Source organism: Nonlabens agnitus (assembly GCF_002994045.1).
GTDB classification, from domain to species: Bacteria; Bacteroidota; Bacteroidia; order Flavobacteriales; family Flavobacteriaceae; genus Nonlabens; species Nonlabens agnitus.
The window spans coordinates 3,136,091-3,154,822 of sequence record NZ_MQUC01000003.1 but is presented as its reverse complement, the minus strand read 5'-3'; the positions used below and the strand labels follow the sequence as shown (position 1 = coordinate 3,154,822).

Below are 18,732 nucleotides of genomic sequence, written 5' to 3'. Positions count from 1 at the left end.
ATGGAAACAGTAACATCTGTCAAACAGCGTTTTGAACTTATAGGGAACGATCCAACCTTTAATCGTGCGATTGAAAAAGCATTACAAGTAGCACCAACTGATATTTCTGTATTAGTCACTGGAGAAAGTGGAGTTGGAAAAGAAAGTATACCACGCATCATCCACTCGCAATCCTTTAGAAAGCACGCCAAATATATTGCTGTAAACTGTGGTGCGATACCAGAAGGAACTATCGATTCAGAACTATTTGGTCATGAAAAAGGTGCTTTTACAGGTGCTACGCAAACCCGAAGCGGTTATTTTGAAGTAGCCGATGGCGGTACCATATTCCTTGATGAAGTTGGTGAATTGCCGCTACCTACACAGGTACGTTTATTACGTGTACTTGAAAATGGTGAATTCCTAAAAGTAGGATCTTCCCAAACTCAAAAAACAGATGTGCGCATCGTTGCGGCAACTAATGTCAACATGTTTACGGCTATTGAGAAAGGGAAGTTTAGAGAAGATCTTTATTATCGATTGAGTACCGTAGAGATTGAGTTACCACCATTGCGCCAGAGAAAAGATGACATTCATTTGTTGTTCCGCAAGTTTGCATCTGACTTTGCAGGGAAATATAAGATGCCAACCCTGCGACTGGATGATAACGCGATATCGCTACTCAAAAACTATAGATGGAGCGGTAACATTAGACAGCTGCGCAATATTGCAGAACAAATAAGTGTCTTGGAAAAGGACCGCAACATCACGGGCGCTACCCTAAAAAATTACCTTCCGGATGCTGGCAGCAATTTACCGGCAGTCATTGGCGAGAAGAAAAAAAGCGATAGCGAATTTGCCAATGAGCGTGAGATACTTTACAAGGTGCTGTTCGACATGAAGAACGATTTGAATGACCTCAAAAAATTGACTAATGAGTTGATGAACAGCGGCAGCAGCGTTGACGTTAAGGAAAAACAACAAGGATTGATCAATCGTATCTATGGCAGCAGTGAGAGCAACAGCAATACTGACGACTATGAAGACGTTATCGATCAGGCTTATGAAGTAAGTCAGGAAGATGCTTATGATAGGAATGTCGTACAACCTTCCACAAACGAGGCAGATCCTGTGGTAGATCGATATGACTTTGCTACGGAAGTTGAAGAAGAAGAATCACTCTCCTTAGTAGAGAAAGAAATTGAATTAATTAAAAAATCGCTGGAGCGCCATGAAGGCAAAAGAAAGGCTGCTGCTGATGATTTAGGTATTTCAGAACGAACTTTGTATCGCAAAATAAAGCAATATGACCTTTAAGATAATAAGAATAAGTATTGCTTTACTGCTAGCTATAAGTCTTCAATCATGTGGGTTTTATCGGCTCAACGCGGTCTCAATTCCTGATAATATCAAGACGTTTCAAGTGGATTATTTTGGATATACAGCCGTACAAACTGAGGTTGGTATCGAGCGTACCTTTACTCTAGCCTTACAAGATCTCATTCAAGATCAGAGTAGTTTGACCTTGGTAACTTCTAATGGCGACTATATCTATCAAGGTGAGATCACTCGATACTACATTTCTCCTATCACTGCAACAGCAAATAATCGTGCTTCACAAAACAGATTGACGATTGACATCAATGTTCGATTTATCAATACCAAGAATGACGAGGAAAGTTTTGAAAAGCCCTACAGTTTCTACTATGACTATGATGCCAATACGATTTTGCAAAACGCTGCTCTAGACACCGCACTTGAGGTCATCTTCACACAAATTACCCAAGACATTTTCAACGATACGCTTGCCAAATGGTAAATACAGATAGATTACATCACGTTCTATCAAACCCTAGCGAGGTACATGCAGACGATCTACCTATTCTGGAAACCGTAATTAAAGAGTATCCTTATTTTCAAGCACCACGTAGTGTTTATCTCAAAGGTTTACACAACGCACAAAGCCCTAGCTACAACAAAGAATTACAAGTTACTGCGGCGCACACGGCAGATAGAGCGGTACTTTTTGATTTTATTACCTCTGATGTTTTCCTGCAAAATAGAATAAGCGAGCAAATAAAAGCCCAACAGGAACAGCTAGAAAATATTGAAGTAGTTGCAGAGGAAATTCAAATAAGAACCAACGACCTCAACGCAGATACCGATTTCCAAAAGGTTACTGATGTAGATCTTTTTGAGAAAAAACAGCCGGAAACTACCGTTGATAAAAAAGTGCTTGAATTCAAGAAAGATGAAAAGTACAGCTTCAATCAATGGCTTCAACTCACCAGCTTAAAACCTATTGATAGGTCCAACGATCTAGAGCCTACTACTACATCACCACCTATTGAAATCGACGAGGAGAAACTGGAAAAAATGCGACGTATTGATGAGTTTCTCAAAGCAAAACCTCGTATCACACCTCGCAAATCGGGAATAGCCGAATTACCACAAGCCTACAGCACTGATGGTGAGAAACAACTTATGACAGAAACGCTGGCCAAGGTCTATCTAGCCCAAAAAAACTATGAGAAGGCTATAAAATCTTACGAGATTTTGATATTGCAGCATCCAGAAAAAAGTGGTTTCTTTGCAGACCGAATTCGGGAAATCAAGAACTTACAAAGTAATACTTAAATGACTTCATTTTATATTTTCTTAGGCCTCATCATATTTGTCGCCTTTCTATTGGTCGTAGTAATCATGGTACAGAATCCTAAAGGTGGCGGCTTGTCCTCTAGCTTTGGTGGTGGCGGTACCCAGCAATTGGGTGGTGTTAAGAAAACAGGTGACTTCTTGGATAAGAGTACTTGGGTTCTTTCAACCTTACTATTGGTATTTATACTTGCGGCAAGTACATTCTTGATCAGAGAAAACGCGGCTGGCAACAGACAGATCGCAGAGCCTGTTCAAGTAGAGACTCCAGATTTGAATACAACAACTCCTGAAACTCCTGCAAGCACACCTGCAGACGACGCGACAGATACGGATCAATAAGTTCCAACAACATATCATACTGACAAAATATCCAGCCATCGCGCTGGATATTTCTTTTATATGATGTTTTGTCAGCAATAGTCTTGTGGCATATTTATGGAACACTACTCAATCACTAAATAACTTTAAACATTTTTAAAAAATGGCACTAAATATTCAACCATTATCAGATAGAGTTCTTATTGAACCTACCGCAGCAGAACAAAAAACCGCATCTGGCCTCTACATCCCAGACACGGCAAAAGAAAAACCTCAACAGGGAACCGTCGTGGCCGTAGGTAAGGGAAAGAAAGATCACGAGATGACCGTAAAGGTCGGTGATACTGTCTTGTATGGAAAGTACAGCGGTACAGAATTGAAGCTGGAAGGCACCGATTATCTCATCATGAAAGAGGACGATATTCTTGCAATCGTGTAGGACATTTAGTTCGCTTTCGCGAAAGCGAAACAACAACAATCATAATCTATAACAACAAAATGAAGGATTGTCTCTAGACAGTCATTCCGTAAAACAATAAGAAATGGCAAAAGATATAAAATTTGACATCGAGGCAAGAGACGGCATCAAACGTGGCGTCGATGCACTTGCAAATGCAGTAAAAGTAACTTTGGGACCTAAAGGTCGTAATGTGATTATTGGTAAATCATTTGGCGCACCAGTGGTGACAAAGGATGGTGTGAGCGTAGCCAAAGAAATCGAGCTAGAGAACGAGCTGGAGAATATGGGCGCACAAATGGTAAAAGAAGTAGCCAGCAAAACTAATGATCTAGCCGGCGACGGTACCACTACCGCAACCGTTCTTGCTCAAGCCATCGTGAAAGAAGGTTTGAAAAACGTAGCCGCCGGTGCAAATCCAATGGATCTTAAAAGAGGAATCGACCAAGCGGTTGAGGCCATCGTAAAAGATCTAGAAAAGCAGGCTAAAAAAGTGGGTGACTCTAGCGAGATGATCAAGCAAGTAGCAAGCATTTCTGCCAACAATGACGAGATGATAGGTGACTTGATCGCCAAGGCATTTGGTAAAGTGGGTAAAGAAGGTGTCATCACCGTTGAGGAAGCAAAAGGAACTGAAACTTATGTGGACGTTGTAGAAGGTATGCAATTTGACCGCGGTTACCTTTCTCCTTACTTTGTGACCAACAGTGAGAAAATGACTACCGAGTTAGAGAATCCATACATCTTGTTATTTGACAAGAAGATCTCTACCATGAAAGATTTGATGCCGGTTTTAGAACCAGTAGCACAATCAGGAAAACCACTTCTTATAATTGCTGAAGATGTAGATGGTGAGGCACTTGCTACACTAGTAGTGAATAAATTACGTGGGGCATTGAAGATTGCAGCTGTAAAAGCTCCAGGATTTGGTGACCGTAGAAAAGCTATGTTGGAAGACATTGCGATTCTAACTGGTGGTACCGTAATCTCTGAAGAAAGAGGATTTACCCTCGAGAATGCAACCATCGATATGTTAGGTACTGCTGAGAAAGTAGATATCAACAAAGACAACACTACTATCGTAAACGGTGCAGGTTCCAATAAGGACATCAAGGACCGTGTAGGTCAGATCAAATCTCAAATCGAGAACACCACATCTGATTATGACAAGGAAAAGCTTCAAGAGCGTCTAGCTAAACTTGCTGGTGGTGTTGCCGTACTTTATGTAGGTGCTGCTAGTGAAGTAGAGATGAAAGAAAAGAAAGACCGTGTAGATGATGCTCTTCACGCTACTCGCGCAGCGGTAGAAGAAGGTATTGTTGCTGGTGGTGGAGTTGCACTAGTAAGAGCAAAATCAGTACTTGAAAAACTAAAAGCGGTGAATTTTGATCAAGAGACTGGAATTTCCATTGTTGCAAGAGCGATTGAAAGCCCACTACGTACCATCGTAGAAAATGCTGGTGGTGAAGGAAGTGTGGTCATTTCAAAGATCTTGGAATCTAAAGGAAACTATGGCTATGATGCTAAAAACGATAAGTATGTAGATATGCTTAAAGAAGGTATCATCGATCCTAAAAAAGTAACTCGCGTTGCATTAGAGAATGCAGCATCAGTTTCTGGTATGATCCTAACTACAGAATGTGCCTTGATCGAGATCAAGGAAGACAGTGCTGGCGGCGGCATGCCAGGTGGTATGCCAGGCGGCATGGGAGGTATGATGTAAGATCGTAACGCATTCCTATTAAGAAAGCCATCTCGTTTGAGATGGCTTTTTTGTTTTCAAATAGTAGAGCAATTAGTCAATAAAACTAGAAATCATTAACCCATTGGAAGTCACGCTCAATTATTGAATCCTTCTTGTCCTTTATAAATTCAAGATAAGCCAGCGCCACAGGCGATAACTTTTTTGCCGATAACCATACCAGGTTCCAATTGGTGTGCAGTGGCAATCCTTTTACTGGAATAATCTGCAACTCTTCATTTTTCAGTTCGTTTTTAATCCCTATGAGAGGTACAATAGACAGACCCATATTAGCAAGGACTGCTTGTTTAACGGCTTCATTAGATTTCAATTCTATTTTTTTATTGACTTTATATCCCTTTTTTAGGATGAACTGTTCCATAGCATTGCGGGTAGCCGATCCGTTCTCTCTGTAAATAAGAGGTGTTTTTTCAAAAAGATCCTTGATGGATCTTCTCTTTTCTATATTGAATGCTTTACTACCTACTAGATAGAGGCTATTAGACATGAGCGAGACAGATTCCAATTTTAACTTATCTGGAAGTACAGACACGAGAGCAAAATCCACTTCATTATTTTCTAGGCTGTTGACCACTTTAGCTTTATTAGTCACATCAATAAAAAGTTCAATTTCTGGATTGCTAGAAAAGAAATCAGAAATAAAATAGGGCATTACATACTTACCTGTAGACGCACTGGCAATCTTCAACCTTCCTGATAATTTCCCTTGATAAGCCGTTGTCTTGTAATTGATGGTTTGGGATTCTTCTAAAATCCTTTGGGCGGCGACCGCGATTTCTTTACCAAAATCAGTCACAAACAACTGCCTACCTACTACTTCTGTCAACGCTATAGGAAACTGATTCTGAAAATTTTTGAGCTGAATAGATACTGCGGGCTGCGTTAGGTTCAAGTGCTCTGATGCCTTTGTTATACTACGCAGTTCCACAATCTTACAGAAGATTTGAAGCTGATGAAAAGTGTAATGCATAATTTTTATTAATGTTTATCATATTAAATATAAATAAAAATATATAACCAACTCTCCACATCTTTGTCCTAAACTTTAAAACCTATATCATGAATACAGAAGTGAAGACACCAACTACAACCTTACAACTGGTAAAAGGAAAGTTCAACAAGACCGAAGCATCACACGTCGTCACCACCTTGCTACAGCACAAAATCAACTTCCATAAAGTTCAAAAGTGGCAATTATGGGAAGCTAATAACAAATTAGACTGCCGCGACATCGATAACCGAGTAAATGAACTAGAGCTTGACCTGGAGAATTTTGAAGAGTTCATGAAACAAATAGAGGTCACTGGATGCTCTATAAAGATTGAAGGAAAGCTAAAGATCACCATTGAGGAATAAGTCATCTTTTCCAGAAAAACATATTCATCCAAAACTTCAATAATGGAAATCACCATAAATTCAAGGCTATCTCAACATAAGACGGCAACCATTCCTGCATTGTCAAGAATCGCTCCTATCGCATACTGGTCAGTATTTATCACATTGCTGGGTTACGTAGCTTTCACCTATCCTGACTTACCAGCATATGAAACGAGTATATTCCAGTTTAATGGTTTTACCGCATTGATCTGGCTAACGGTACTTTTTTTCAGCGCGATCGTAGCTAATTATTCAAAAAACTATCTCAAAGGCACGTTTTTTCAAAGAGCGTTCAGTTTGAATGCTTTTTGTTTCTCTGCGTCGGTTTTACTGTTGGTGGCATCTAACTCGATTTTCCTGGTGATAGCTTCTTGGATATCGATGGGGTATTTTATGTCACAACTTATAGGAATCAACACAAAATGGAATGAAGCTCGAGAGGCTCGCCGCTTCACGTTCCAGCAATTTGCCATGGGTTCCGGTTTTCTGGCAGCAGGGCTTCTATCTATGAGCTTTTATCTTGACGACTTTACCTTAAACGGAATGCTACTCAAAATCACCGAGCTACCAGAACGGATGCTCTATATATCTGCAGGACTCGTCATCCTTGCAGCGCTGGTGCAATCTGCTGTGTTTCCATTTCATAAGTGGTTGCTATCTGCCATGACAGCGCCCACGCCAGCATCTGCAATGATGCATGCTGGTTTTGTAAATGGCTCTGGTATACTTTTAGTTCTTTTTGCTCCACTGGTTTTCTATTCAAACACCTACGATATGTTGTTTGTCATAGGTGGGATCACAGCCATCGTAGCACAGTTTACTAAATTGTTACAAGTCCAAGTAAAACACAAACTTGCTTGCTCTACTATTGCCCAGATGGGATTCATGATCATGCAATGTGGTCTAGGATTTTTCAACGCTGCCATCGCCCATTTGATTCTTCACGGATTTTATAAAGCTTATTTGTTTCTTTCTTCTGGTGAAGAAATTAAGAACTCCTATCCAACGATCTCACAAAAGATTCGTATAAAGCCATTTCAAGCAATTATTGTATTAATCACTAGTGTTTTAGGAGCTTATATTTTTATGTTGCTTACTGGAAAAGGCTGGAACCTGGATAGTGGTATCTTCCTTACATTGATTGTAGCCATAACCGTAGGACAGGCCACCTATAATATTGTAAAGCAAAAATCGTACGGCTATATCAAAGGGACCATAGCTTCCATCGCAGTATTTGTAGTTGGTATCTCACTATACGCCTTGATGTACAATTGGGTAAGCGTTATGATGAAGGATCTGCCCATGGTAAACACACCTTTATCACTCTCATTTATAGAAATACTATTTGGCGGGCTATTCCTGGTGGGATTCTTTTTCATGAAGTTGGGATGGTATAAAAGACAGCCGTGGCTCTATGTGAAGCTACTCAACGCATCCCAACCAGCTCCACAAACACTCCTCAACCATAATTCATAAAGCATATGAAAGTTTCAACCTTTAAAGAACAAATTGAGCAAGCTTCAAAAGTGATAGGTCATACCTGGCCGCTGTATTCGTTTGTAACTTCAAATCCGCTTAGTGGTTATGAAGATATCGCTTTCGCGAAAGCGATACAAAAAGCACAGAAAGCATTGCAGGCAAACCTGTATCCCGATTACCAAATGCTCTCTAAAGCCTATGATCAAGGGCTCATCGAAACTGCCGAACTGGAAGCGCAGTTACGGGAACACCACATCACCCTATCACCAACAGAATGCCTTGACCTATTGAGCAAACCGCATACTCGCAAAAAATCAAAGAAGATCGCTCAACTGGACCAGCAAATGAGCAAGTGGCTCGCTGCTTTCATGGATGAAGGCCTTGCAGAATGGAGTATGCCGTTTAGGGAAAAAGGGTTTTATCAAGCATGGAAAAAGCTATTACCTTATGAAAAGGGATCGATCCAGTATCCTAAAGAACTACCACAAACTAGTGAAGAGGCGCTAGAATCAGTCCTTGCGTTTTATAATGTTGAAGATTATGAACAAATCTTCTCGCAGCATCTAGCTGCTTTACCTGGATGGACCGGCTACATCAACCATAGAAATCATTATCAAACCGAATGGCAGCAAGCGTACCCCATCACCAATCAAGATTATCTAGCGGTGCGACTCCTCACAGCACAGGCGATGCAGATGCCATTACTCAACACAAATGTAGGTGAGGTTTACACTGACCAGTGGCATGCCGTTAATTTGGCCTTTTTGAAGGCCTGGGAACATAGTTATCAGAATAAACTTGTGGCGACTCTCCAAGAATCTGATTCTGATTCTAAACCTGAGGCTAAAACACCAGATGCTCAATTTGTTTTTTGCATAGATACCAGATCAGAACAAATACGTAGACACATTGAAGCCGCTGGTGATTACGAGACCTTTGGATACGCTGGATTTTTCGGTATCGCCATGGACTACCAGGACGAAGAGCAAGGAATCAACCGTAAGAGTTGTCCGCCTATTGTTCCATCGGCATACACCGTAAGAGAAACTGCTCGGCCACAACAGAGTGAAAAATTTGAAAAACGCAAAAAATCTTTAGAACGTACTGGTTTCCATAAGTATTTCCTGACTCGTATGAAAAACATGTTGCCTTCGGCCTTTGGGTTTGTTGAAGGTGCTGGCGCTTTGTATGGTGGAGCTTTATTAGGTAGAACAGCCTTGCCACGGACTTTATATAAAAAGAAACAACAACAGGAAACGCATGAACACTTTTGTGATACCGCAATGGTAACCAACGATAAAGATCATCAACATCCAGTAGATACATTAGAAAAGGCCAAAATTCTCAAAGGAGCATTTGAACTTATGGGATGGGCTGATCTGGCGCCTGTGATAATCCTAGCAGGTCATGGAAGCCATACGGCAAACAATCCATTTGGTTCCAGTCTAGATTGTGGTGCTTGCGCGGCAAGTCCAGGAAGAAATAATGCAAGACTGCTCGCGCAGATAGGTAACGATCCTGCAGTACGTAATGTCATGGACCTAGAGTTTGATATTCAGATCACAGACAAAACCATTTTTATAGCAGCAGAGCATAATACTACTACTGATGAGATCATTCTTTTTGATAGTCATGTTCCAGAAACTCACAAGAATGACGTTTCCCAGATAAAGGCAGATCTTAAAATCGTGCAGGAAAACGCCACAAAAAGCAGACTTAAGGTAAACGCAAACGCCACCACTCTTGCTGAGACAAAAGCAAATGACTGGAGCGAGACCAGACCGGAATGGGGACTTGCAAAAAATGCAGGGTTTATAATAGGCCATAGAAGTTTAACTAAGTCACATAATCTAGATGGTAGGTGTTTCTTACACTCGTACAACTGGGAACAGGATGAGACAGGAGCAGCCCTTGAAACCATCATGCAAGGACCTATGACTGTGACCCAATGGATCAACAACCATTACTATTTCTCAACCGTAAGCAACAAAAAACTGGGTGGTGGCACAAAGGTGTTTCATAATGTTACAGGCCATTACGGAGTCGTAGAAGGTAATGGCGGTGATCTTAAAATGGGCTTGCCGTTAGAATCAGTTAATGCGACAGATCAAGACAATTATCACGAGCCGTTGAGACTTTCAGTAATAATACAGTCACCTTTAGAACGCGTTGAAAAGATATTGGCAAACAATGAACGGCTTAAAGGCCTTATAGAAAACCAATGGATTCACCTTTTGGTCATGGATCCTAGTAAAAACGATTCGCTGTTTAAGTATGACGCCATTACTAATTGGTTCAAGATGACGAATCAGTACGCTAATCAAAAAATGGAAGTATCAGTTCCTATTTAAAGTTTATTGCCCAACACTTCCCTCTACGGGATATGTCTTGAAAAAGATTATCATAAAGAACCACCTCGAGCAGGTGGTTTTTTTGTTTTGGGAAATCAAGTTGGAGTTCGCTTTCGCGAAAGCGAAAAGGGATCACTTTTAACACACATACTTAACACCTGATTAAGATAATTTTAGCACTTGCTTAATATCTTTAGGGCTTAATCTTAAAATAGAGTAAATGAAATCATTAAAATTAGTGATGATTCTCTTGATGACGACAACTTTAATGGTAAGTTGTGGATCAAAGAAAGGATCATCAAAATCGGGAGCTGAAGCAGCTGCCAGCAAAAAATCTGACAAAAAAGGTGGCATGCAACCTTATGCAAAGGTGATTACCAAGGATGCCAAAAGTGATCCTGGACTATTTACCGTCCACATGGTTGACGACAAATATTACTACGAGATTCCTGACAGCCTTTTGGACCGTGAAATGCTGATGGTCACTCGTATTGCTAAAACTGCTGCAGGTATTGGTTTTGGTGGTGGAAAAGCAAATACACAAACGCTTAGATGGCAACGCAAGAATGACAACATTCTTTTGAGAGTAGTCTCTCATTCCATTGTTGCAGCAGATTCTTTACCAGTAAGTATCGCTGTAGAGAATTCTAATTTTGAACCTATACTTTACTCATTCCCTATCGCGGCAGTAAAGAAAGACAGCGTTAACAATAATGCGGTAATTGATGTGACTAAATTCTTTAGTGAAGACGTGAAATCGATAGGTTTCCCACAATCGCAACGCGGTCGTTATAAAGTCTCTAGACTTGATGATGATCGTTCCTACATCGATACCTTAAAATCATTTCCTGAAAACATAGAGAGCCGTCACGTTAAGACCTATCTCGCTAGTGATGCACCATCTAATGATGATGTACAGTCCATTACCCTTGAGATGAGCAACTCGATGATCCTACTTCCTAAAGAGCCTATGAAGCGTCGTTACTACGACCAGCGTGTGGGTTGGTTTGCTAGAGGTCAACAAGATTATGGTCTTGACGCCCAAGAAACTAAAACGGTACGTTATTTAGATCGTTGGAGGCTTGAGGTAAAAGATGAAGACATGGAAGCTTTTAAAAGAGGTGAACTTGTAGAGCCTAAAAAACAGATTGTCTATTACATCGACCCAGCGACTCCACAACAATGGAGAAAATATATCAAACAAGGTATCAACGACTGGCAGGTAGCATTTGAAGCTGCTGGTTTTAAAGAAGCTATCGTTGCTGCAGATGCACCAACTAAAGAAGAAGATCCAGACTGGAGTCCAGAAGATGTACGTTATTCTACCGTTAGATATCTAGCATCTCCTATTCCTAATGCAAATGGACCACACGTATCTGACCCTAGAAGTGGTGAGATCTTGGAATCTGACATCAACTGGTATCACAACGTGATGACGTTGCTGCGCAACTGGTTCTTTGTTCAAACTGCTGCGATCAACGAGAAGGCACAAGCCACACAATTTGATGAAGAAGTTATGGGTCGTTTGATACGATTTGTGAGTTCTCACGAGGTAGGACACACGTTAGGCCTACCGCACAACATGGGAAGTTCTGTAGCATATGCAGTTGAAGATTTGAGAGATCCAGAATTCACGGCAAAATACAGCACGGCACCAAGTATCATGGACTATGCTCGATTTAATTATGTAGCGCAACCAGAAGATGGTGATGTAGCATTGATGCCTAACATAGGACCTTATGACAAGTATGCTATTATGTGGGGTTACAAACCTATTCCTGGTAAAACAGCAGAAGAGGAAAAAGAAATCCTCGATGAATGGATTATGGAGAAAGCAGGTGACCCAATGTACCGTTTCGGTCGTCAGCAGTTTGGAGTCATTGACTACACTAGCCAGACAGAAGATCTAGGTGATGACAGCATGAAAGCGAGTTTGTACGGTATCAAAAACTTGCAGCGTATCGTCCCTAACTTGATCGAATGGACAGGTAAGGAAGGTGAAAATTATGATGACCTTGAGACCATGTATGGACAAGTTTTAGGTCAGTACAATAGATATCTAGGACACGTAGCTGCAAATATTGGTGGTGTTAAGGAGACTTACAAAGCCTATGGCCAAGAAGGCGCTGTTTATGAGCATGCACCACGCGACAAACAAGAGCGTGCCATGGAATTTTTACAAGAGCAAGTTTTTGAAACTCCAGAATGGTTGATTGATCAGGAAATTTTCAACAAAGTTGAAAGTGATGGTGGTATTGAAAGACTGCGTGGCGTTCAAGTAAGAGCTCTTAACGATGTTCTTGATTTTGGACGTATGGCTCGCTTGATGGAAAACGAAGAAGTAAATGGTCGTGAGGCTTATGGTTTATTGGAAATGATGACAGATCTACGTCAAGGGATTTTCAGTGAGCTACCTCGTGGTAGAGCGATTGACCGTTACAGAAGAAACTTGCAACGTGCCTATGTAGAGCGCATGCAGTATATCATGGAGAATGAGCAGGATGCTCGTGGTCGTTTTGGCGGTTCTAGCATTGACGTTGCTCAAAGTGATATAAGACCTATCGTACGTGCAGAACTGGAAACTCTTTTGAGAGATTCCCGTAGAGCTGCAAACTCAACTGGAGATCGCCTTTCTAGAATTCACTTACGTGATCTAGCAGAGCGTATCGATCTTATACTTAATCCAGTGTAAGTAACGATTGTTTTAATATTCAGAACTGCCTCTTTTTCAAGAGGCAGTTTTTTTATGCCTGATTGATGGAGAATTCTTAACTATGCAAATCATGGAGTTTTTATCATTTTTAGATCGAGATACCCTTTATTACATTAAATCTGCCCTAGTAATTTCTGGCGGCTTATTTTGGGTTATTGCTTATCTTCAGGCTATACGAATAGGTTTTTCATCAAAGACCTATTGCATACCGTTTGTCGCCTTATTTCTTAACGTAGGCTGGGAATTGTACAACACCATACGTGGATTCATGATCGTAGGCTCTTATTTTCTTAATTATGTCAATGCGATCTGGTTTATACTGGATCTGTTGATTGTGTACACTTTCTATACCTATGGTCGCAAATCTTCCCAGAGAAAACCCTACTTCATATGGATTGTAGTAGGATTATTTCTAGCTGGACTCATCATCAATCACATAGGCGCTGTGGTTTACACGCCAAAAATTGGAGCCAACTACGTAGGTCTAGGTATAAACATCATTATGTCCATTCTGTTCATTACGAACTTCTTGAAAAAGAAAAAGAAATTCACTCACGATCTCATCATTGCCTACAGCAAACTTTTGGGAACCTTTAGCCTTACTCTTTTACTAGGCGTTTTTGGAGTGACCCGACTTGGAGGCGTGGATCACGCGATGCTTGTTTTAGGAATAATCGTCTTCACTTTAGACGTTTATTACGTCTTTCTGCTTAGAAAATCAGGATATCGCTTTCGCGAAAGCGTAAACCTCAAGACCATCAACGCATAATATAGTATTTTTGAATGCGTTCGTGTGTAAATACAAAACGTTCCAAAACCATTTGTTAATTCAGTCAGATTAATGATTATATGAATTTCCTTCTCTATTTTGATCCAGGACTAGGTGCCATGATAGCGCAAGCAGCTATTGCAGCATTTGCTGGGTTTGTACTTTTCTATAAAACCTGCATCAATTTTATCAAAGGATGGTTGGGACTACGTAAAAAAGAAAAGGAAGATTCCTTTGACAAAGCTTACAAAAAGGATCAAACCAAATAACAATGAAGCAACTACCAGCTTCATACAGGGATCCGTCGGGCTTTGTATTCATGGATAGTGGTGTTCTCAAACGCCAGATCAATCCAGTATTTTTTGAAGAATACGATGCCGCGGTTAACTCTGGTATCTATGAAAAGTTGTTTGAAAAAGGATGGTTGATCCAGCATCAAGAAGAATCAAGAGATGAGGAAAAGATAATTCTCGTACCAGACCAGATTCCCTTTATCAATTATCCCTATGAGTGGTGTTTCACTCAATACAAACACGCAGCACAGCTCACCTTGCGTTTACAGATGTTTTTATTGGAACATGGCTTTTCTCTCAAAGATGCCAGTGCCTTCAACATCACCTTCCATAAAGGTAAGCCGGTTTTTATAGACACCTTGAGTATTGAGAGATACAAGGAAATGGAACCATGGCGCGCACTACAGCAGTTTGAACAACACTTTTTCGGAGTCTTGTTATTGGCAGAAACACGAGGTGCCCGATACCTCAAGACGGTATCGCATCAGATTAATGGGGTTGATTTGAAAGAAACCGCAAAGCTGCTGAGTTGGAAGACCCGATTTCACCCAGTAATCTATCCCAACATCCATTTGATGGCCAAAAACGACTCGGGTCACTCAAGTTCATCGCCAGCCAAATCGCCTGAAATCTCAAAAGAATCACAGCTCAAAATATTGAAAGTGCTGGAAATGCACATTGCAGGAATGTCACTGGCAGAGTCAACAGAATGGACAGCTTATTACAACCAGACCAACTACGACCAGGCGTCCTTTCAGAGAAAAAAAGAATTGATCCAGCAATGGAGTAACGATTTAAATGTAAAAACCGCCATCGATCTAGGTGGCAATGATGGGACGTTTGCACGAGAGCTTTCTGCATCTATAGAACAAATCATCGTTAGCGATATCGATCAGGCAGCCATCGATCACTGCTATCAAACCGAATTGGAATCTAGCCACAACAGAATATTGCCGCTTGTCATTGACTTGATGCAACCTTCACCAGCCATTGGTTTTGGCAACGAAGAAAGAGAGAGTTTTACAGATCGCATCATCAAGTTGCAGCCAGAATTGAGCCTGGCACTGGCGCTTATCCACCACATCACGCTTACCGGCAATGTTCCATTTGAGATGAGTGCCACATATTTTGCTCAGATTAGCGAGTATCTCATCATTGAGTTTCCAGATCGTGAGGACAGCTGGGTCCAGTTTATTCTCGATAGCAAACGTGATGCTCGTCACTTGTTTGAGGATTATGGATTGTCCGCTTTCGCGAAAGCGTACTCCAAACACTACCATTTTGATAAGCAACAAATAATCGAGGGAACACACAGGACTTTATTTTTAATGCGCCGCAAATGAAACAGCGCCTGCTGGAATATCTAAAAAACGACCGTCACATATGGTGGAGTGTGACCGTCATTCCTGGGGTTTATTGCATTCTCTACTTGTATACGAACAATTTCACGCTGGTGAATTCATGGTATCAGCTTATGTGGTGCGTGTTGGTATTTATCGCCTTGCCGGTCGCTGAAATTTTAGTGCTTGATTTCATTTTTAAAAAATGGCTGCCTCGATGGCGTCCACATTTATACTGGTGCTACCTTTTGATCAATTTTGCGCTCATCCTATCGTTTATCGTTTTTGGATACTGGCGTTACAAGGGTTTAGCACTGGTGATCATAGCCAGTATCATAAGTTCGTTTTTTATTGCCAAACATTATAAAAAACTAGTACTCTTATTTGCCTTGATGTGCGTTGTGGCGGCCTACCAGTTTGTTCATTTTTATGTAGAGCGCGTGGTCTATCGTGAGGATTGGGTCGATACTACTGTTTTTGAAAATATAAAATTCAAGAAGCATCCAAATATTTACTTGATTCAACCAGATGGTTTTGTAAATAAACAGGCGGCTCAATCTAGTTTCTACGATCTGGATCTAAGTGCCTTTTATAGCCGTATGGAAGCTTTGGGATTTGAATTTAATCATGAATATCGTAGTAATTATCCATCAACACTCACATCCAACTCGGCACTATTTACCGGCCAGCAACATCTTTTTGAGAATGGCAATATGGAGAGTGAGTTGTATGGAGCTAGAGATTTGATCGTAGGCAATAATCCAGTCATCTCAACTTTAAAACGTAATGGATACCGCACAAACCTGATCTTACAGCATTCCTATTTGATGCTCAACTTTCCTGAGGTTGCTTATGACTACGTCAACGTTTCAGAGAGTGATCTTTCTGTACCGTTACCAGATTATTGGCTGGATGCAGATTACATGCAAGATTTTAAAAACCGCATGAACGCAGTCGATGATAGACCGCAGTTTTTTTTTCTGGAGATTTTGGAACCTGGCCACATACCCAACAACGGTATCGCTGCAGATTCTGAAATATATACCGCAGATTATAAATCGCAACTGCTAGGTGTTACAGAAAAACTGATCAACCTTGTAAATTTCATTGAAGAAAAAGATCCAAATGGTATCATCATTATTGCGGCAGATCATGGTGGATACGTCGGTTTTGAGAATTCTTTAGAACCTTATCACACGGTAGTAGAAGATCCCGATTTGAAAAGGAGTATTTATGGCAGTCTTTTTGCGATTAAAGCCAAAAATGATTTTCATCGATATGGACCACACATCAGGACCTCCGTAACCGTATTTCCAGTCCTATTCCAGTATCTTGCGCAGCAACCACCAACAGATCCTGAATTAGACAATAGCAGCTTCATGTTTATTAAAAATGGCTCTGAACGTGGCGTTTATCAATATTTTGACCCTAATGGCTTACCGATTACAGAACGTCTTGACCCTTAAGATTTTCGCTTTACTATTTTTATTCTCACAAATTGCTGTCGCGCAATCTTGCGTGTGCTATCAAAAAGATTTGCTTAATGACTTTAAGGATACTGATTTCATAGGTGTCGTAAATGTCCTGGGCAAAAAATCATATCCTTCCGATGCTGATATTGATGTCATTTCCATCTCGACTCAAGAAATCATTAAAGGATCTGAACTATCAGAATTCTACATTTTCCAAAAGAAAGGAAACGGTAAAAACAATGATCAATGTAAACTTTATCTCAAAGAAGGAGATCAGTTGTTGCTTTATGCCAATCAAAAAGGAGAATATCACTACACCATGCCTTGCTATCGCAATAAAAAATTGGGCAATAGTGAAGTCAATTATCAAGTTTACTTACAAAACCACTTAAAGATCCTGCGTCAATTAAAACGCTATCAAAACGAACTTGCCGAAGTGACCACAAGATGTTCTGACGCCATTACTGATATACAGATAGGTAACACCGTAGGTAACATACCTCTCAAAACAAAACATTCTCGTGTTGGCCTTTACAGTGTGAAGTTTACTGAAGATGATAAAATCGATAGAATCGAGGTCGTTTCAACATTTAATGAAGAGGTTGACAACAAGGTGCGCATCGCGCTAATCAAGAAAAAATGGAAACCTTGCAAATTGAACGATGATAGAAAACTGATCTTGGGTTACTTCTATACACCAGCTACAAAGTATCGTCAGGCTCACTTAAGCCCGTTGTAGAATGAGTTTTCGTGGTTTTTAGAAAATAGCCACCAGCGATTAGGACGAACAAAAGCAATGGATGGATCAAGAATCTTCTCGTGTAAAAGAGCGACATTTTTGATAACGATGCTTCAAATTGCAACTCGACTACAAATAAAAGGTTGAGTAAAACAAAGGCAAATAAATAAACCCACAAGCTGGCTTTGATATAACTGGAAGATCTAAACAAGATCCATAAAATCGCCAGCGAGATCAATCCATTGAACAGGTAGCGCAACGCATTGGACAGCAATAGCCAGCTCAAATTCATCTCTGGAAACGACATGGATTGAAATGCTCCATGGAAATAATCATCTAAGGGATCATAAAACACCGCTTCCTGAAAATACCGTACGCTTATCAACAAAAGGATAAGGCCTACCAGAGCTAGAACGCGCAATATCGACTTCATGCCTTTTTAGGTTTCCTGATCCAATAGATCCAGAGTAAAATCACGGTCCCATAAATAATTGCTGGGAACGCTATATCGTGGGCAATGGTCTGGTATTCTGGCAACCTCGTGTACACCAGCGCCAAGGAGATCAATCTTGCAAGGTTGACCAGATAGATCAAGACAAACCCTATAAATAAGAAGAAGATTGTTTTTTTATACGCTTTCGCGAAAGCGATAACAAAAGCAGCAAACAATAACATCACACTTACCGCATTGCAGCCTTCAATCACCCTAAAAACGATCTTGTCATCAATAAACAGCATCACCGAAGGATTGCCTGGTGCATTATAGATCTGGGCATCGTAACCCATCCATTGCAAAATGGTTTGTGTTTGCCTGCTCACGGCAGCCGTGATAGGATCTGGATAATTGTAGTCCGTATATTCCAGCTGCAGGTATCCATAATAGGCAAGCGATAGCAATATGTACAGCACGCCAAAGACGATTACAAATTTAAAAACCGGGTAATAAGGTTTGAGACGTTCCAATCAACAATATTTATAACAAAGTTAGTTATTTAAGGCTGTTTCAATCTTAATTTTGCCAGCCT

18 protein-coding genes are annotated in these 18,732 nt (G+C 40.6%); 15 read left to right on the top strand and 3 right to left on the bottom strand.

Annotated elements, in window-relative coordinates:
- From BST86_RS14535 to groL, 6 genes are all read left to right on the top strand, one after another.
- A complete protein-coding gene (locus BST86_RS14535; RefSeq protein WP_105983874.1) occupies positions 1-1,296 on the top strand; it encodes a sigma-54 interaction domain-containing protein in 1,296 nt (431 codons plus the stop codon).
- Entirely contained in the window at positions 1,286-1,798 is a 513-nt protein-coding gene (lptE, locus tag BST86_RS14530; protein WP_055411914.1) for an LPS assembly lipoprotein LptE, read from the top strand. The genes BST86_RS14535 and lptE overlap by 11 nt, the downstream gene beginning before the upstream one ends.
- Complete coding sequence (locus tag BST86_RS14525) at positions 1,792-2,616, top strand: hypothetical protein (RefSeq protein ID WP_105983873.1); 825 nt, start codon at positions 1,792-1,794, stop codon at positions 2,614-2,616. Before lptE ends, BST86_RS14525 begins: the two co-directional genes overlap by 7 nt.
- Positions 2,617-2,976 carry a preprotein translocase subunit SecG gene (gene secG / locus BST86_RS14520; protein ID WP_105983872.1) on the top strand — a complete coding sequence of 120 codons (360 nt, stop codon included), beginning with the start codon at positions 2,617-2,619 and terminating at the stop codon, positions 2,974-2,976.
- 142 nt (positions 2,977-3,118) lie between these two features.
- Positions 3,119-3,394, top strand: coding sequence for a co-chaperone GroES (locus BST86_RS14515; protein WP_105983871.1), 276 nt, complete (start codon positions 3,119-3,121; stop codon positions 3,392-3,394).
- 103 nt (positions 3,395-3,497) lie between these two features.
- Complete coding sequence (groL, locus tag BST86_RS14510) at positions 3,498-5,135, top strand: chaperonin GroEL (RefSeq protein ID WP_055411910.1); 1,638 nt, start codon at positions 3,498-3,500, stop codon at positions 5,133-5,135.
- An 85-nt stretch (positions 5,136-5,220) separates the two neighbouring features.
- On the opposite strand, the gene BST86_RS14505 is transcribed toward groL, so the two are convergent.
- Positions 5,221-6,144: a LysR family transcriptional regulator gene (locus BST86_RS14505; RefSeq protein WP_105983870.1), complete on the bottom strand. Its 924-nt coding sequence runs from the start codon at positions 6,142-6,144 to the stop codon at positions 5,221-5,223.
- Between the two features lie 89 nt (positions 6,145-6,233).
- On the opposite strand from BST86_RS14505, the gene BST86_RS14500 reads away from it, so the two are divergent.
- From BST86_RS14500 to BST86_RS14460, 9 genes are all read left to right on the top strand, one after another.
- The gene (locus tag BST86_RS14500; RefSeq protein WP_105983869.1) at positions 6,234-6,530 is read left to right on the top strand and encodes a hypothetical protein; all 297 of its coding nucleotides are present in this window, start codon (positions 6,234-6,236) and stop codon (positions 6,528-6,530) included.
- A gap of 42 nt (positions 6,531-6,572) precedes the next feature.
- Positions 6,573-8,027: a proton-conducting transporter transmembrane domain-containing protein gene (locus tag BST86_RS14495; RefSeq protein ID WP_105983868.1), complete on the top strand. Its 1,455-nt coding sequence runs from the start codon at positions 6,573-6,575 to the stop codon at positions 8,025-8,027.
- Between the two features lie 5 nt (positions 8,028-8,032).
- Positions 8,033-10,381, top strand: coding sequence for a DUF2309 domain-containing protein (locus BST86_RS14490; RefSeq protein WP_105983867.1), 2,349 nt, complete (start codon positions 8,033-8,035; stop codon positions 10,379-10,381).
- 220 nt (positions 10,382-10,601) lie between these two features.
- On the top strand, positions 10,602-13,073 hold the full coding sequence (locus BST86_RS14485) for a zinc-dependent metalloprotease (protein WP_394340893.1): 2,472 nt from the start codon (positions 10,602-10,604) through the stop codon (positions 13,071-13,073).
- A gap of 91 nt (positions 13,074-13,164) precedes the next feature.
- Positions 13,165-13,863 carry a transmembrane-type terpene cyclase gene (locus BST86_RS14480; RefSeq protein WP_146126784.1) on the top strand — a complete coding sequence of 233 codons (699 nt, stop codon included), beginning with the start codon at positions 13,165-13,167 and terminating at the stop codon, positions 13,861-13,863.
- A gap of 80 nt (positions 13,864-13,943) precedes the next feature.
- Positions 13,944-14,132, top strand: a complete 189-nt coding sequence (locus tag BST86_RS14475; RefSeq protein WP_055411907.1) for a hypothetical protein — start codon at positions 13,944-13,946, stop codon at positions 14,130-14,132.
- A gap of 2 nt (positions 14,133-14,134) precedes the next feature.
- Complete coding sequence (locus BST86_RS14470; RefSeq protein ID WP_105983865.1) at positions 14,135-15,499, top strand: nodulation protein NoeA; 1,365 nt, start codon at positions 14,135-14,137, stop codon at positions 15,497-15,499.
- The gene (locus tag BST86_RS14465) at positions 15,496-16,962 is read left to right on the top strand and encodes a sulfatase-like hydrolase/transferase (protein ID WP_105983864.1); all 1,467 of its coding nucleotides are present in this window, start codon (positions 15,496-15,498) and stop codon (positions 16,960-16,962) included. Before BST86_RS14470 ends, BST86_RS14465 begins: the two co-directional genes overlap by 4 nt.
- A complete protein-coding gene (locus BST86_RS14460) occupies positions 16,928-17,707 on the top strand; it encodes a hypothetical protein (protein WP_146126783.1) in 780 nt (259 codons plus the stop codon). Before BST86_RS14465 ends, BST86_RS14460 begins: the two co-directional genes overlap by 35 nt.
- On the opposite strand, the gene BST86_RS14455 is transcribed toward BST86_RS14460, so the two are convergent.
- Positions 17,670-18,140: an exosortase F system-associated membrane protein gene (locus BST86_RS14455; RefSeq protein ID WP_105983862.1), complete on the bottom strand. Its 471-nt coding sequence runs from the start codon at positions 18,138-18,140 to the stop codon at positions 17,670-17,672. The genes BST86_RS14460 and BST86_RS14455 overlap by 38 nt on opposite strands.
- Positions 18,137-18,670: an exosortase family protein XrtF gene (gene xrtF, locus BST86_RS14450; protein WP_105983861.1), complete on the bottom strand. Its 534-nt coding sequence runs from the start codon at positions 18,668-18,670 to the stop codon at positions 18,137-18,139. Before xrtF ends, BST86_RS14455 begins: the two co-directional genes overlap by 4 nt.
- Positions 18,671-18,732: the final 62 nt, after the last annotated feature.

What these genes read in the sequence shown, in the direction of transcription:
- BST86_RS14535 (WP_105983874.1), top strand. Translation starts at nt 1, where the DNA reads ATGGAAACAGTAACATCTGTCAAACAGCGTTTTGAACTTATAGGGAAC.
- lptE (WP_055411914.1), top strand. Translation starts at nt 1,286, where the DNA reads ATGACCTTTAAGATAATAAGAATAAGTATTGCTTTACTGCTAGCTATA.
- BST86_RS14525 (WP_105983873.1), top strand. Translation starts at nt 1,792, where the DNA reads ATGGTAAATACAGATAGATTACATCACGTTCTATCAAACCCTAGCGAG.
- secG (WP_105983872.1), top strand. Translation starts at nt 2,617, where the DNA reads ATGACTTCATTTTATATTTTCTTAGGCCTCATCATATTTGTCGCCTTT.
- BST86_RS14515 (WP_105983871.1), top strand. Translation starts at nt 3,119, where the DNA reads ATGGCACTAAATATTCAACCATTATCAGATAGAGTTCTTATTGAACCT.
- groL (WP_055411910.1), top strand. Translation starts at nt 3,498, where the DNA reads ATGGCAAAAGATATAAAATTTGACATCGAGGCAAGAGACGGCATCAAA.
- BST86_RS14505 (WP_105983870.1), bottom strand. Translation starts at nt 6,144, where the DNA reads ATGCATTACACTTTTCATCAGCTTCAAATCTTCTGTAAGATTGTGGAA.
- BST86_RS14500 (WP_105983869.1), top strand. Translation starts at nt 6,234, where the DNA reads ATGAATACAGAAGTGAAGACACCAACTACAACCTTACAACTGGTAAAA.
- BST86_RS14495 (WP_105983868.1), top strand. Translation starts at nt 6,573, where the DNA reads ATGGAAATCACCATAAATTCAAGGCTATCTCAACATAAGACGGCAACC.
- BST86_RS14490 (WP_105983867.1), top strand. Translation starts at nt 8,033, where the DNA reads ATGAAAGTTTCAACCTTTAAAGAACAAATTGAGCAAGCTTCAAAAGTG.
- BST86_RS14485 (WP_394340893.1), top strand. Translation starts at nt 10,602, where the DNA reads ATGAAATCATTAAAATTAGTGATGATTCTCTTGATGACGACAACTTTA.
- BST86_RS14480 (WP_146126784.1), top strand. Translation starts at nt 13,165, where the DNA reads ATGGAGTTTTTATCATTTTTAGATCGAGATACCCTTTATTACATTAAA.
- BST86_RS14475 (WP_055411907.1), top strand. Translation starts at nt 13,944, where the DNA reads ATGAATTTCCTTCTCTATTTTGATCCAGGACTAGGTGCCATGATAGCG.
- BST86_RS14470 (WP_105983865.1), top strand. Translation starts at nt 14,135, where the DNA reads ATGAAGCAACTACCAGCTTCATACAGGGATCCGTCGGGCTTTGTATTC.
- BST86_RS14465 (WP_105983864.1), top strand. Translation starts at nt 15,496, where the DNA reads ATGAAACAGCGCCTGCTGGAATATCTAAAAAACGACCGTCACATATGG.
- BST86_RS14460 (WP_146126783.1), top strand. Translation starts at nt 16,928, where the DNA reads ATGGCTTACCGATTACAGAACGTCTTGACCCTTAAGATTTTCGCTTTA.
- BST86_RS14455 (WP_105983862.1), bottom strand. Translation starts at nt 18,140, where the DNA reads ATGAAGTCGATATTGCGCGTTCTAGCTCTGGTAGGCCTTATCCTTTTG.